Source organism: Kitasatospora sp. NPDC001683 (genome assembly GCF_053596495.1).
In genome coordinates this window covers 1-12,542 of sequence record NZ_JBSFGK010000146.1, presented here as the reverse complement: position 1 = coordinate 12,542, position 12,542 = coordinate 1, and the positions used below count along the sequence as shown (strand labels likewise).

At 71.6% G+C, this 12,542-nt stretch carries 12 protein-coding genes and 5 tRNA genes; 14 read left to right on the top strand and 3 right to left on the bottom strand.

Annotated features, from left to right (window positions below; genetic code table 11):
* The first annotated feature begins 347 nt into the window (after positions 1-347).
* From ACWCYO_RS38320 to ACWCYO_RS38290, 7 genes are all read left to right on the top strand, one after another.
* Complete coding sequence (locus ACWCYO_RS38320) at positions 348-1,148, top strand: fumarylacetoacetate hydrolase family protein (protein WP_270143824.1); 801 nt, start codon at positions 348-350, stop codon at positions 1,146-1,148.
* Complete coding sequence (gene gltX, locus ACWCYO_RS38315) at positions 1,141-2,640, top strand: glutamate--tRNA ligase (protein ID WP_449786781.1); 1,500 nt, start codon at positions 1,141-1,143, stop codon at positions 2,638-2,640. The genes ACWCYO_RS38320 and gltX overlap by 8 nt, the downstream gene beginning before the upstream one ends.
* 250 nt (positions 2,641-2,890) lie before the next feature.
* Positions 2,891-2,962 (top strand) — tRNA-Gln (locus ACWCYO_RS38310).
* 48 nt (positions 2,963-3,010) lie between these two features.
* A tRNA-Glu gene (locus ACWCYO_RS38305) sits at positions 3,011-3,083 on the top strand.
* Between the two features lie 27 nt (positions 3,084-3,110).
* A tRNA-Glu gene (locus ACWCYO_RS38300) sits at positions 3,111-3,183 on the top strand.
* A gap of 26 nt (positions 3,184-3,209) precedes the next feature.
* Positions 3,210-3,282, top strand: a tRNA-Glu gene (locus ACWCYO_RS38295).
* Between the two features lie 49 nt (positions 3,283-3,331).
* A tRNA-Gln gene (locus ACWCYO_RS38290) sits at positions 3,332-3,406 on the top strand.
* Between the two features lie 149 nt (positions 3,407-3,555).
* On the opposite strand, the gene ACWCYO_RS38285 is transcribed toward ACWCYO_RS38290, so the two are convergent.
* Positions 3,556-4,269 (bottom strand): IclR family transcriptional regulator, encoded by a 714-nt coding sequence (locus ACWCYO_RS38285; protein WP_030246527.1) that lies wholly within the window; start codon positions 4,267-4,269, stop codon positions 3,556-3,558.
* Positions 4,270-4,500: 231 nt separating this feature from the next.
* On the opposite strand from ACWCYO_RS38285, the gene leuC reads away from it, so the two are divergent.
* The 4 genes from leuC (at position 4,501) to ACWCYO_RS38265 (ending at position 7,905) form a co-directional block, all read left to right on the top strand.
* Positions 4,501-5,931 (top strand): 3-isopropylmalate dehydratase large subunit, encoded by a 1,431-nt coding sequence (gene leuC / locus ACWCYO_RS38280; RefSeq protein ID WP_449786780.1) that lies wholly within the window; start codon positions 4,501-4,503, stop codon positions 5,929-5,931.
* Positions 5,932-5,934: 3 nt separating this feature from the next.
* A complete protein-coding gene (gene leuD / locus ACWCYO_RS38275; RefSeq protein ID WP_270143820.1) occupies positions 5,935-6,531 on the top strand; it encodes a 3-isopropylmalate dehydratase small subunit in 597 nt (198 codons plus the stop codon).
* A 182-nt stretch (positions 6,532-6,713) separates the two neighbouring features.
* Positions 6,714-7,064: an SCO5555 family protein gene (locus ACWCYO_RS38270; RefSeq protein WP_405000642.1), complete on the top strand. Its 351-nt coding sequence runs from the start codon at positions 6,714-6,716 to the stop codon at positions 7,062-7,064.
* Positions 7,065-7,197: 133 nt separating this feature from the next.
* On the top strand, positions 7,198-7,905 hold the full coding sequence (locus ACWCYO_RS38265; protein WP_270143819.1) for an HU family DNA-binding protein: 708 nt from the start codon (positions 7,198-7,200) through the stop codon (positions 7,903-7,905).
* Between the two features lie 196 nt (positions 7,906-8,101).
* On the opposite strand, the gene ACWCYO_RS38260 is transcribed toward ACWCYO_RS38265, so the two are convergent.
* Positions 8,102-8,326, bottom strand: a complete 225-nt coding sequence (locus ACWCYO_RS38260; protein WP_030288047.1) for a hypothetical protein — start codon at positions 8,324-8,326, stop codon at positions 8,102-8,104.
* A 38-nt stretch (positions 8,327-8,364) separates the two neighbouring features.
* Complete coding sequence (gene cofC, locus ACWCYO_RS38255) at positions 8,365-9,081, bottom strand: 2-phospho-L-lactate guanylyltransferase (protein ID WP_270143818.1); 717 nt, start codon at positions 9,079-9,081, stop codon at positions 8,365-8,367.
* A gap of 230 nt (positions 9,082-9,311) precedes the next feature.
* Between cofC and ACWCYO_RS38250 the strand changes: the two genes are divergently transcribed.
* From ACWCYO_RS38250 to ACWCYO_RS38240, 3 genes are all read left to right on the top strand, one after another.
* Entirely contained in the window at positions 9,312-10,145 is an 834-nt protein-coding gene (locus ACWCYO_RS38250) for a lysophospholipid acyltransferase family protein (RefSeq protein WP_270143817.1), read from the top strand.
* A gap of 14 nt (positions 10,146-10,159) precedes the next feature.
* Positions 10,160-11,143 (top strand): NAD(P)H-dependent glycerol-3-phosphate dehydrogenase, encoded by a 984-nt coding sequence (locus ACWCYO_RS38245; protein ID WP_270150987.1) that lies wholly within the window; start codon positions 10,160-10,162, stop codon positions 11,141-11,143.
* Between the two features lie 115 nt (positions 11,144-11,258).
* Positions 11,259-12,404, top strand: coding sequence for a D-alanine--D-alanine ligase family protein (locus ACWCYO_RS38240; protein WP_449786779.1), 1,146 nt, complete (start codon positions 11,259-11,261; stop codon positions 12,402-12,404).
* Positions 12,405-12,542: the final 138 nt, after the last annotated feature.

Genomic DNA, 12,542 nt, shown 5'->3' with positions numbered 1-12,542 from the left:
GGCGCTCCCTCGCTCCTGCGTCGCTCCCTCGCTTCTCCCTTTCGGCACCGGCGCGCCCCTTCGGCTCGGGGCGGGGATTCGCCCGCTCGCCGGCCGAAGGGGCTCGGGGCGGGGCCCTCGCCCGCTCGCCGGCCGAAGGGGCTCGGGGCGGGGATTCGCCCGCTCGCCGGACTGGGGCGCTCGGGGCGGGTCCACCCCGACCACGCTGAACAGGGGCAGAGCGGTCGGGAAGGGCCCCACGCGATAGCCTGGACGTCGATTGACGGGGCCGCGTCCGGGACGGGCGGGGCGCCCACCAGCGCCCGGGGGCGCCCCGGGCGGCCGACGAAGCGAGGGGTAGCCCAGCCGTGCGCATTGCCAGGTTTTCCGTCCGGGAAGGGAGCCCTGCCGCCGGCAGCGTCTCCTTCGGCGTGGTCGAGGGGGACCCTTCCCAGCCCGACTCGCTGGTCGTCCACGAGCTGGCCGGCCACCCGTTCGGCCAGCCCCAGCCCACCGGCGAGAGCTACCGCTTCCAGGACGTCCGGCTGCTCAGCCCGATGCTCCCGAACAAGATCGTGGCGGTCGGCCGCAACTACGCGGCCCACGCGGCCGAGCTGGGCAACGACGTCCCGGACGTCCCGCTGACCTTCTTCAAGCCGTCCACCTCGGTGATCGGCCCGACCGAGAACATCGCGTACCCGCCGTTCTCCTCGGACGTCCACCACGAGGCCGAACTCGCCGTGGTGATCGGCCGGATGTGCCGCGAGGTGCCGCTGGACCGGGTGCCCGAGGTGATCCTCGGCTACACCTGCGCCAACGACGTCACCGCCCGGGACGCCCAGCAGCGCGAGGGCCAGTGGGCCCGGGCCAAGGGTTTCGACACCGCCTGCCCGCTGGGGCCGTGGATCGAGACCGACCTCGACCCGAGCGACCTCGCCATCACCTGCACGGTCAACGGCGAGCTCCGCCAGACCGGTCGCACCTCCCTGATGATCCGCTCGGTCGCCGAGCTGGTCGTCCACATCTCCGAGGCCATGACGCTGCTGCCCGGCGACGTCATCCTCACCGGCACGCCCGCAGGGGTGGGCCCGCTCAACGTCGGCGACGAGGTCGCCGTCTCCATCGAAGGCATCGGCACTCTCACCAACAAGGTGATCAAGCGTGGCTAACACTGACCCGGCCGTCCGGGTTCGCTTCTGTCCCTCTCCGACCGGCAACCCCCACGTGGGCCTGGTCCGCACCGCCCTCTTCAACTGGGCCTACGCCCGCCACAACGGCGGCAAGCTGGTCTTCCGGATCGAGGACACCGACGCGGCCCGCGACTCCGAGGAGTCGTACGAGCAGCTGCTCGACGCGATGCGCTGGCTCGGCTTCGACTGGGACGAGGGCCCGGAGGTCGGCGGCCCGCACGAGCCGTACCGCCAGTCGCAGCGGATGGACGTCTACGCGGACGTCGCCCGCCGCCTGCACGAGGCCGGGCACGCCTACTACTGCTACTGCAGCACCGAGGAACTGGACGCCCGCCGCGAGGCCGCCCGCGCGGCCGGCAAGCCCTCCGGCTACGACGGCCACTGCCGGAACCTGACGGACGACCAGGTCGCCGTCTACAAGCTGGAGAAGCGCGAGCCGATCCTGCGCTTCCGGATGCCCGACAAGACCATCGCGTTCGACGACCTGGTCCGCGGCACGCTCAGCTTCGAGCCGGAGAACGTGCCGGACTACGGCATCGTCCGGGCCAACGGCGCCCCGCTGTACACCCTGGTCAACCCGGTCGACGACGCCCTGATGGGCATCACCCACGTGCTGCGCGGCGAGGACCTGCTGTCCTCCACCCCGCGCCAGATCGCGCTGTACGAGGCGCTCGCCGAGATCGGCGTCGGCACCGGCGCCACCCCGCGCTTCGGCCACCTGCCGTACGTGATGGGCGAGGGCAACAAGAAGCTCTCCAAGCGCGACCCGCAGGCCTCGCTCAACCTCTACCGCGAGCGCGGCTTCATCCGCGAGGGCCTGCTCAACTACCTGTCCCTGCTGGGCTGGTCGCTGGCCGACGACCGCGACATCTTCGACATGGACGAGCTGATCGCGGCCTTCGACATCGCGAAGGTGAACTCCAACCCGGCCCGCTTCGACCTCAAGAAGTGCGAGGCGATCAACGCCGAGCACGTCCGCAAGCTGGCCCCGGAGGACTTCGTCCGCCGCCTGGTGCCGTACCTCCAGGCCCCCGGCCTGCTGCCGGCCGAGCCCACCGCCGAGCAGCTGGACCTGCTCGCCAAGGTGGCGCCGCTCACCCAGGAGCGGATGGTCGTGCTGAGCGAGATCGTCAACATGGCCGGTTTCCTGTTCGTCGACCCGGCCGACTTCACCGTGGACCCGGACGACGCCGCCAAGGCGCTGACCGCGGACGCCCGCCCGGTGCTGGAGGCCAGCATCAAGGCGCTGGAGGAGCTCGCGGACTTCACCCCGGAGCCGATCCAGGCCGCGCTGCGCGAGGCGCTGGTGGACGGGCTGGGCATCAAGCCCAAGTTCGCCTTCACGCCGCTGCGGGTGGCCGTCACGGGCCGCCGGGTCTCGCCGCCGCTGTTCGAGTCGATGGAGCTGCTCGGCCGCCCCGAGACGCTGCGTCGCCTGCGCTCCGCCCTGGACGCCCTGCCGGCCGCCTGAACCGGCCGCTGAGCGCCTCCTGAGCAGCCCGCGGGCCCGGCCTGGTGCCGGGCCCGCGGCGCACCCGGAGGTCATCCGACGGCCTCCCGGCCGCTGCCTGCGGTTATCGATTTTGGAGCCAGGGCAGACGTCGGGTAATGTTCTTTCTGCGCCGCCCGGGAGGGAACGGACGAGGGAGCGAAAGCCCCTCGGAACGGGACCGACCGAGAGGCGCAACGCCTGAGAAGGCCCCGCTGGGGCCCAACTCCGGTGGGGTATGGTGTAATTGGCAGCACGACTGATTCTGGTTCAGTTAGTCTAGGTTCGAGTCCTGGTACCCCAGCGCTGTACGGTCGGTAACGGTCGCACCGCAGGACAAATGAAGATCCAAGCCCCCGTTGTGTAGCGGCCTAGCACGCTGCCCTCTCACGGCAGTAGCGCCGGTTCGAATCCGGTCGGGGGTACTGATCCCGCAAGGGATCACCTGGAAAGCCCCCGTTGTGTAGCGGCCTAGCACGCTGCCCTCTCACGGCAGTAGCGCCGGTTCGAATCCGGTCGGGGGTACTGATCCCGCAAGGGATCGCCAGGAAGCCCCCGTTGTGTAGCGGCCTAGCACGCTGCCCTCTCACGGCAGTAGCGCCGGTTCGAATCCGGTCGGGGGTACTTCAGAGCAGGAAGCCGGTGGGCTCGCCCATCGGCCCTTGCTTTGTGTTGGGGTATGGTGTAATTGGCAGCACGAGTGATTCTGGTTCATTTAGTCTAGGTTCGAGTCCTGGTACCCCAGCCAGAAATTGGAAAGGCCCCGCCCGGCGGGGCCTTTTTCGTTTTCCGCCGACGGAAGAACCCGAAGGGCCCCGCTCGACTCCGAGCGGGCCCTTCGGGTTTTCGGTGGGGGATTTCCGGTGGGGGCCGGGGTGGGTGGGGGAATCGGCCGGATCAGCTCCGGCGCAGCGCCTCGGTGAGCCGGTTCGCGGCCTCGATGATGGCCTGGGCGTGCAGCCGGCCCGGGTGGCGGGTCAGTCGCTCGATCGGGCCGGAGACGGAGACGGCGGCCACCACACGGTTGGAGGGGCCGCGCACGGGAGCGGAGACGGACGCGACGCCCGGCTCCCGCTCGCCGATCGACTGGGCCCAGCCGCGCCGCCGCACGCCGCTCAGCGCGGTGGCGGTGAAGCGGGCGCCCTGGAGGCCGCGGTGGAGCCGCTCGGGCTCCTCCCAGGCCAGCAGGACCTGGGCGGCCGAGCCGGCCTTCATCGGCAGGGTGCTGCCGACCGGGACGGTGTCCCGCAGGCCGGAGAGCCGCTCGGCGGCGGCTACGCAGATCCGCATCTCGCCCTGGCGGCGGTAGAGCTGTGCGCTCTCGCCGGTGACGTCGCGCAGGTGGGTCAGGACCGGGCCCGCGGTGGCGAGCAGCCGGTCCTCGCCCGCCGCGGCGGAGAGTTCGGACAGGCGGGGGCCGAGGATGAAGCGCCCCTGCATGTCCCTGGTGACCAGACGGTGGTGTTCGAGTGCGACGGCGAGCCTGTGGGCCGTGGGGCGCGCCAGACCGGTGGCGGCGACCAGCCCCGCCAACGTGGCGGGGCCCGACTCCAGTGCGCTCAGCACCAGAGCGGCCTTGTCGAGAACGCCGACGCCGCTAGTGTTGTCCATGCCCTAAGACTGCAGTCTCATTCCGCGAGACGCAAGTTCAATCTTCCGGGGAAAGCGCCACTCTGGATGCAGCAGCCCGGGAGACATCCAGGATGGGACCTCGCCAGAGTGTCCGCATCGTGGACAGCGATCCGGCGTGCAGGTCTCGCGAGCGCGCTCCGCACGGGCGCCGCGCGCAGTGACCCCGACGACACGAGAAGGCCGGCAACGCGGCCGGCTGGAGGGAATCCGATGGGACGGACACTCGCAGAGAAGGTCTGGGACGACCACGTCGTGCGGCGCGCGGAGGGCGAGCCCGACCTCCTGTTCATCGACCTGCACCTGCTCCACGAGGTCACCAGCCCGCAGGCCTTCGACGGGCTGCGGCTGGCCGGCCGCAAGGTCCGCCGCACCGATCTGACGATCGCCACCGAGGACCACAACACCCCGACCCTGGACATCGACAAGCCGATCGCCGACCCGGTCTCCCGGGTGCAGTTGGAGACCCTGCGCCGCAACGCGGCCGAGTTCGGCGTCCGGATCCACTCGCTCGGCGACGTCGAGCAGGGCGTGGTGCACGTGGTCGGCCCCCAGCTCGGCCTGACCCAGCCCGGCACCACCGTGGTCTGCGGCGACTCCCACACCTCCACCCACGGTGCCTTCGGCGCGCTGGCGTTCGGCATCGGCACCAGCCAGGTCGAGCACGTGCTGGCCACCCAGACCCTGCCGCTGGCGCCGTTCAAGACGATGGCGATCACCGTCGAGGGCGAACTGCCCGAGGGCGTCACGGCCAAGGACCTGATCCTGGCCGTCATCGCGAAGATCGGCACCGGCGGCGGCCAGGGCTACGTCCTGGAGTACCGCGGTTCGGCGATCCGGAGCCTGTCCATGGAGGCCCGGATGACCGTCTGCAACATGTCCATCGAGGCGGGTGCCCGGGCCGGCATGATCGCCCCCGACGAGACCACCTTCGCGTACCTGGAGGGCCGCCCGCACGCCCCGCAGGGCGCGGACTGGGACGCCGCCGTCGAGTACTGGCGGACCCTGGCCACCGACGAGGACGCGGTCTTCGACCACGAGGTGTTCATCGACGCGAGCGAGCTGACCCCGTTCGTCACCTGGGGCACCAATCCCGGCCAGGGCGCCCCGCTCGGCTCGAACGTCCCCCACCCCGAGGACTTCGCCGACCCGCAGGAGCGCGCGGCCGCCGAGAACGCCTTGAAGTACATGGGCCTTGAGGCCGGCACCCCGCTGCGCGAGGTCGCCGTCGACGCCGTCTTCGTCGGCTCCTGCACCAACGGCCGGATCGAGGACCTGCGCGCCGCCGCCGCCGTCCTGGAGGGCCGCAAGGTCGCCGACGGCGTACGGATGCTGGTCGTCCCCGGCTCCGTCCGGGTCGCCCTGCAGGCCGTCGAGGAGGGCCTGGACCAGGTGTTCACCGCCGCCGGGGCCGAATGGCGGCACGCCGGCTGCTCGATGTGCCTGGGCATGAACCCCGACCAGCTCGCCCCCGGGGAGCGCTGCGCCTCCACCTCGAACCGCAACTTCGAGGGCCGGCAGGGCAAGGGCGGCCGCACCCACCTGGTCTCCCCGCAGGTCGCCGCCGCGACCGCCGTCCTGGGCCGCCTGGCCGCCCCGTCCGACCTGTCCGACCGTTTCGCCGACGTCGCCGTGGAGGCCTGAGCCATGGAGAAGTTCACCACCCACACCGGCCGGGCCGTCCCGCTGCGCCGCAGCAACGTGGACACCGACCAGATCATCCCGGCCCATTGGCTCAAGAAGGTCACCCGAACCGGTTTCGAGGACGGGCTGTTCGAAGCCTGGCGCAAGGACGAGTCGTTCGTCCTCAACCGGCCCGAGCGCCAGGGGGCCACCGTCCTGGTGGCCGGGCCCGAGTTCGGCACCGGCTCCTCCCGCGAGCACGCCGTCTGGGCGCTGCAGAACTACGGCTTCCACGCGGTCATCTCCTCGCGCTTCGCCGACATCTTCCGCGGCAACTCCCTGAAGAACGGCCTGCTGACCGTCGTGCTGCCGCAGGAGGCCGTGGAACGCCTCTGGTCGCTCACCGAGAGTGACCCTTCGGCCGAGATCACCGTTGATCTGGAGAAGCGGGAGGTCCGGGCCGAAGGCGTCACCGAGTCCTTCGAACTGGACGACAACGTCCGGTGGCGGCTGCTCAACGGCCTGGACGACATCAGCATCACCCTGCAGAACGAGGCCGACATCGCCGCCTACGAAGCGACCCGTCCGGCGTTCAAGCCCCGTACTCTGCCGGTCTCCTGAGTTCCCTTCAGAACAAGCATTCTGACGATCCACCGGATGGCCCGTGCTCCCCCTCGGGGGGGCCGGGCCATCCGGTGTTCCGGAGCACGAGTTAGCACCGGGGCCTCCCCGGATTGCCCATTCGGCTTTGCGGAAGAGGGCCCCGCGCAAGTACAACTGCGGGTAGATGGCACAATCAGTACATGCACCGGCACCATGAACCTCCGTACGCGGGCGGCGAACCCGCGTCCGAGGAGTCCATGGGCCGGGGATCCGAACGCCGAATTGACGATCGGCCGGACGTCACCTCCGCAACACCAGCTGAGGCGCCGGACGACCTGGAAGTCGCAGCGCTCTACGCGCTCGTGGCCGAGCGGTTGAAGCAAGCTCACGCCCGCGTGCATGCGCTGAACGTGTCTGTCGATGCAAAGACCGCTCTCACCCGTCAACTGCTCATCGTCACGGAGACCGCCAAGCGCGATCTTCCGGAGGCGGCAAGGCGGTTGAGTCGCTTTGTACATGACCTCGACGAGGGGCACCCGCCGCTCGACTGAGGTCGCGGACGCGCAAATCCATTGCGACACTAGGGTGATTCGCGCGTTTGGTAATTGAAAGTCCGCAGATACATACCTAACGTGCGAAAAGAACGGATGGAATCATCCGGCGCCCGTTTCCGAAGGGGAAGACGTGAACAAGGCTCAGCTTGTCGAAGCGGTGGCCGAGCAGCTGGGCGGTCGCAAGGCTGCCGCAGAGGCCGTCGACGCAGTGCTCGACACCATGGTCCGTGCCGTTGTGGCCGGTGACCGGGTTTCGGTCACCGGTTTCGGCACCTTCGAGAAGGTGGAGCGCTCCGCGCGCTTCGCCCGCAACCCGCAGACCGGCGAGCGGGTCAAGGTCAAGAAGACCTCGGTCCCCCGCTTCCGTCCGGGCCAGGGCTTCAAGGACCTGGTCAGCGGCAGCAAGAAGCTGCCGAAGGAAGGCCCCTCGGTGAAGAAGGCCCCCAAGGGCTCCCTCACCCCGGGCAAGGCCGGTGTCGCCGCGACCCCGGCCGCCAAGCGTGCCGCCACCAAGCGCGCCGCCACCGCTGCCGCCGCCGCCCCGGCCGCCGCCAAGAAGGCCGCCGCCAAGAAGGCGCCCGCCGCCAAGAAGGTCACGGCCGCCGCCGCGAAGAAGGCGGCTCCCGCCAAGAAGGCGACCACCGCCGCCGCCGCCAAGAAGACCACGGCCGCCGCGACCAAGAAGACGGCCGCTGCCGCCAAGAAGGCGACCACCACGGCTGCCGCCAAGAAGACCACGGCCACCGCCAAGAAGGCGACCGCCACGGCCAAGAAGACGGCGCCGGCGAAGAAGACCGCCACCCGCAAGACCACCGCGCGCAAGACCTCTGCCAAGTAAGTCCCGCGCGACTGTCCTCGGACGGCCTTCGGCTCAGAGCCGCGGCACCCCCTTCCGCGAATGCGGAGACCGGGTGGCCGCGGCTCTCTCGATTTCCGGGCGCTCAGTCAGGATTCGACGGCAGCCGTCGGCCGGGCGCGGAACACCGGGGAAACGGCGGGAACCGCGGGAACGGCGGGGCCGGTGAGCGGCGGAGTCAGCGGCCGTCGGCGGGGTCGGGGAAGGTCTGCAGGGTCACGAAGACCACCCGGCGGGCCTCGCCGGTGCCCTCGGTGCGGATCCGCACCCGCTGGCCGGGCCGCAGCAGCCGCAGGCCGCCGGCGTCGAAGGCGGCCGCGTCGAACGGCACCGGGGTCCCGTCGTCGAGCAGCACGGAGCCGGCTCGGGTGGCGGGGTCGAAGGTGAACGCGGTGGCCTGCATGCCAGCAGCATAGCGAGCGGAGGGCGGGGGCCCGCTGGTCAGGAGCGCTCCGGTAGCGGCTCGGGAACGGCTCGGGAGCGGCTCATGCGGTCGAACAGCGTGCTGGTGTACGGGCCGAGGCCGAGGGTCGCGGCCTCGCCGAGGTCGGTGCCGGTGTCGACGTCCCGGCGCACCGACTCCACGTCCGCCAGGCGCAGTTCGAACGCCCCGCCGGCCGCGTGCCGGGCCCGTGAGCCGTCCCCGAAGGCGGGGGAGAGCGGACGGCCGGGGGTGCTGGCGAGCAGGGTGGTGCCCAGGCCGGGGGAGTCGGGCAGGAAGGCCCGGCCGTCCGGCGGCACCGCGCCCAGCACCCGGGCGAGTTCGGCCGGGCGCAGGGCCGGCAGGTCCGCCGAGAGGGCGGCCAGTGGTGCCCGCGGGGCGAGCGCCCGGGCGGCCGAGGCGCCGTGCGCCAGCGCCCGGTTGAGGCCGCCGCCGGGTTCGTCGGCGACCACCACGGCGCCGAGCGCGGCCAGCCGGGCACCGGCGGTGGCGTCCCGGGTGACCACCAGCACGCGGGCGACGCCGGGGGTGGCCAGCGCGGCGGTCACCGTGTCGAGGGCGAAGGACAGCGCCAGCTCGGCCCGGTGCGGCCCGGCGTACGGGGCCAGTCGGCTCTTCGCCAGCGCGAGCGGCTTGAGCGGCAGCACCAGCGACCAGTCGGCGGCGGGCGCGATGGGCGCGACGGGCGCGCTGGGGCGTACGGTGTCCTGGGTCATCGGCGTCATTGTGACGCCGGTCCCGGAGCCCTCGCCAGGCCGCCCGAGCTGTGCGGACGTGCGTTTGATCACGCCCGCCCGGCGGGTTGGCGCGGCCGCTCGACAGTCGGTGAGCAGGCGGGCGACACTGTTCCGCGCCCGTGCGCCGGGCCCCGGTCGCAGCGGTGCGCGGCGCCGGGAGGCTATGACCGCGGCACCCCTCGTGCCGCATCGGATGAGAAGGAGCTGGGGTGGCCCGCCGCTCGTACGCCAAGTTCGGCAACGCCGACTACGGCATCTGGTACCGCTTCGCGGCCGTGCTGGTGAAGCCGGTGACGACCGCCCTGGTGAAGCCCGACTGGCGGGGCTGGGAGCACATTCCGAAGGAAGGCGGCTTCATTGCCGCGGTGAACCACAATTCGATCATCGACCCGGTGATCTACGCGCACTGGCAGTACAACAGCGGGCGTCCGCCGCGGATTCTCGGGAAGTCCTCGCTGTTCTCGATTCCCTTCATCGGATTCATGCTGCGCAAGACCGGACAGATTCCGGTGTTCCGCGAGTCCACCGACGCCGCACAGGCCTTCCGGGCCGCGATCGACGCCGTCAACAACGGCCAGTGCGTGCAGTTCTACCCGGAGGGAACGCTCACCCGGGATCCGGACCTGTGGCCGATGACCGGCAAGAACGGGGTCGCCCGGGTCGCGCTGATGACCGGTGCGCCGGTCATCCCGGTCGCGCACTGGGGCGCCCACGAGATCATCCCGCCGTACGGCCGGGCCGGTTACGGCAAGGGCAAGTTCAACCTGTTCCCGCGGCACCGGGTGACGGTGGCGGCCGGGCCCGCCGTGGACCTGAGCAAGTACCAGGGCCTGGAGCTCACCGCCCAGGTGCTCAACGACGCGACCGAGGACATCATGGCGGCGATCACCGCCGTGCTGGCCGAGGTCCGCGGCGAGCAGCCGCCGGCCGAGCGCTACGACATGCGCAAGGCCGCCCGCGAGCGGGCCGCAGCCGCGCTGGCCGAACGCCGCCGGGCCAAGGGCGGACCGGGCGACAACGACGCCGAGGGGACGGTCCGGTGACCCGCTGCGCCGTGATGGGGACCGGCTCCTGGGGCACCGCGTTCGCGATGGTGCTGGCCGACGCCGGCTGCGAGGTCGTGCTGTGGGCCCGCCGCCAGGAGCTGGTGGACGCCGTCAACACCACCCACGAGAACCCGGACTACCTGCCGGGCGTCCGGCTGCCCGACTCCGTCCGGGCCACCACCGACGCCGCCGAGGCGCTGGCCGGCGCCGACTTCGCGGTGCTCGTGGTGCCCTCGCAGACGTTGCGCGACAACCTGGCCGCCTGGGCGCCGCTGATCGAGCCGCAGACCGTGCTGGTGAGCTTGATGAAGGGCATCGAACTCGGCACCGCCAAGCGGATGAGCGAGGTCATCGACGAGGTCACCAAGGTCGGCCCGGAGCGGGTCGCGGTGGTCAGCGGTCCCAACCTGGCCAAGGAGATCGCCAACCGGCAGCCCGCCGCCAGCGTGGTGGCCTGCACCGACGAGGCGGTCGCCAAGCGGCTCCAGGCGGCCTGCCACACGCCGTACTTCCGGCCGTACACCAACACCGACGTGATCGGCTGCGAACTCGGCGGCGCGGTCAAGAACGTGATCGGCCTGGCCGTCGGCATGGCGGCCGGCATGGGGCTCGGCGACAACACCAAGGCGACGCTGATCACCCGCGGGCTGGCCGAGACCACCCGGCTCGGCGAGGTGCTGGGCGCGGACCCGCACACCTTCGCGGGGCTGGCCGGGATGGGCGACCTGGTCGCCACCTGCTCCTCACCGCTGTCGCGCAACAACACCTTCGGGATGAACCTGGGCCGGGGCATGTCGCTGGCCGAGACCATCGCGGCCACCCGGCAGACCGCGGAGGGCGTCAAGTCCTGCGAGTCGGTGCTGGACCTGGCCCGGCGCAGCGGGGTCGACATGCCGATCGTCGAGGCCGTGGTGGACGTGGTGCACAACGGGCGGCCGACCCAGGAGGCGCTGCAGGCGCTGATGTCGCGCTCGGCCAAGGCGGAGCGCCGCTAGGGCTGCCCCAGGAGCCGGGGCGTTGCGGCGGGGCTCTCCGGCCGTGATGTCCCAAACCCCCCGGGCCGGGCGTTGACTTCCCGGAAACACGTCGCACGGTAGTCTCGAACGCGATATGAGCATCGAACAGTCCTCCCCGAACCCGTCCGCCCCGAAGCCGCGCGTGGCGCTGGTATTCGGCGGGCGCAGCTCCGAGCACGCGATCTCGGTCTCCACCGCGGGCAGCGTTCTCCGGGCGATCGACCGTGACAAGTACGACGTGCTGCCGATCGGCATCACCCACGAGGGCCGCTGGGCGCTGACCAGCGACGAGCCGGCCCGGATGGCGATCACCGACGGCAGGCTGCCGGACGTGGCGCACGTTGCCGAGGCCGTCGACGGGCAGGTCACGCTGCCGGTCTCCCCGGGTAGCCGGGAGGTGCTGCTGAGCGAGCCGGAAAGCGCCCCCAAGGCCCTCGGCGAGGTCGACGTGGTGTTCCCGCTGCTGCACGGGCCGTGGGGCGAGGACGGCACCCTGCAGGGCCTGCTGGAGCTCTCCGGCGTCCCGTACGTCGGCAACGGCGTGCTGGCCAGCGCGGCCGGCATGGACAAGGAGTTCGCCAAGCGGATCCTGGCCTCGCACGGCCTGGGCGTCGGCCACTACACCGTGGTGCGGCCGCGCGAGTGGGAGACCGAGCAGGGCCGCGCCGCCGTGCGCGAGCGGGTCGCCGAGCTCGGCCTGCCGGTGTTCGTGAAGCCCTGCCGGGCCGGCTCCAGCATCGGCATCACCAAGGTCAGGGACCTGGCCGAGCTGGACGCCGCGATCGAGGAGGCCCGCCGGCACGACCCCAAGCTGATCATCGAGGCGGGCGTGTCCGGTCGCGAGATCGAGTGCGGCGTGCTGGAGTTCGAGGACGGCCCGCGGGCCAGCGTCCCGGCCGAGGTGCTGGTCGGCGAGGGCTTCGACTTCTACGACTTCGAGGCCAAGTACATCGACTCCTCGGAGGTGCGGATCCCGGCCGAGCTGACCGACGCGGAGGTCGCGGAGATCCGGCGCCAGGCGGTGGCCGCGTTCGAGGCGTTCGGCTGCGAGGGCCTGGCCCGGGTGGACTTCTTCCTGCTGGAGGACGGCTCCTGGATGATCAACGAGATCAACACCATGCCGGGCTTCACCCCGATCTCCGCCTACCCGAAGATGTGGGAGGCCAGCGGGGTCTCGTACGCGGAGCTGATCGACCGGCTGCTGCAGAGCGCGCTGCGCCGCTCGACCGGGCTGCGGTAGTGCGTCGAGGGGCGGGCCGGGAGACCCCGGCCCGCCTCTGTAACTCGCCCGCTCGCCTCCGGGCCGCTTCGGGCCCGGTGCCGACGGTCGGCGGTCGAGGCCACCGAGCCCGCCGAGCCCACCATCACCTTCGGCGAC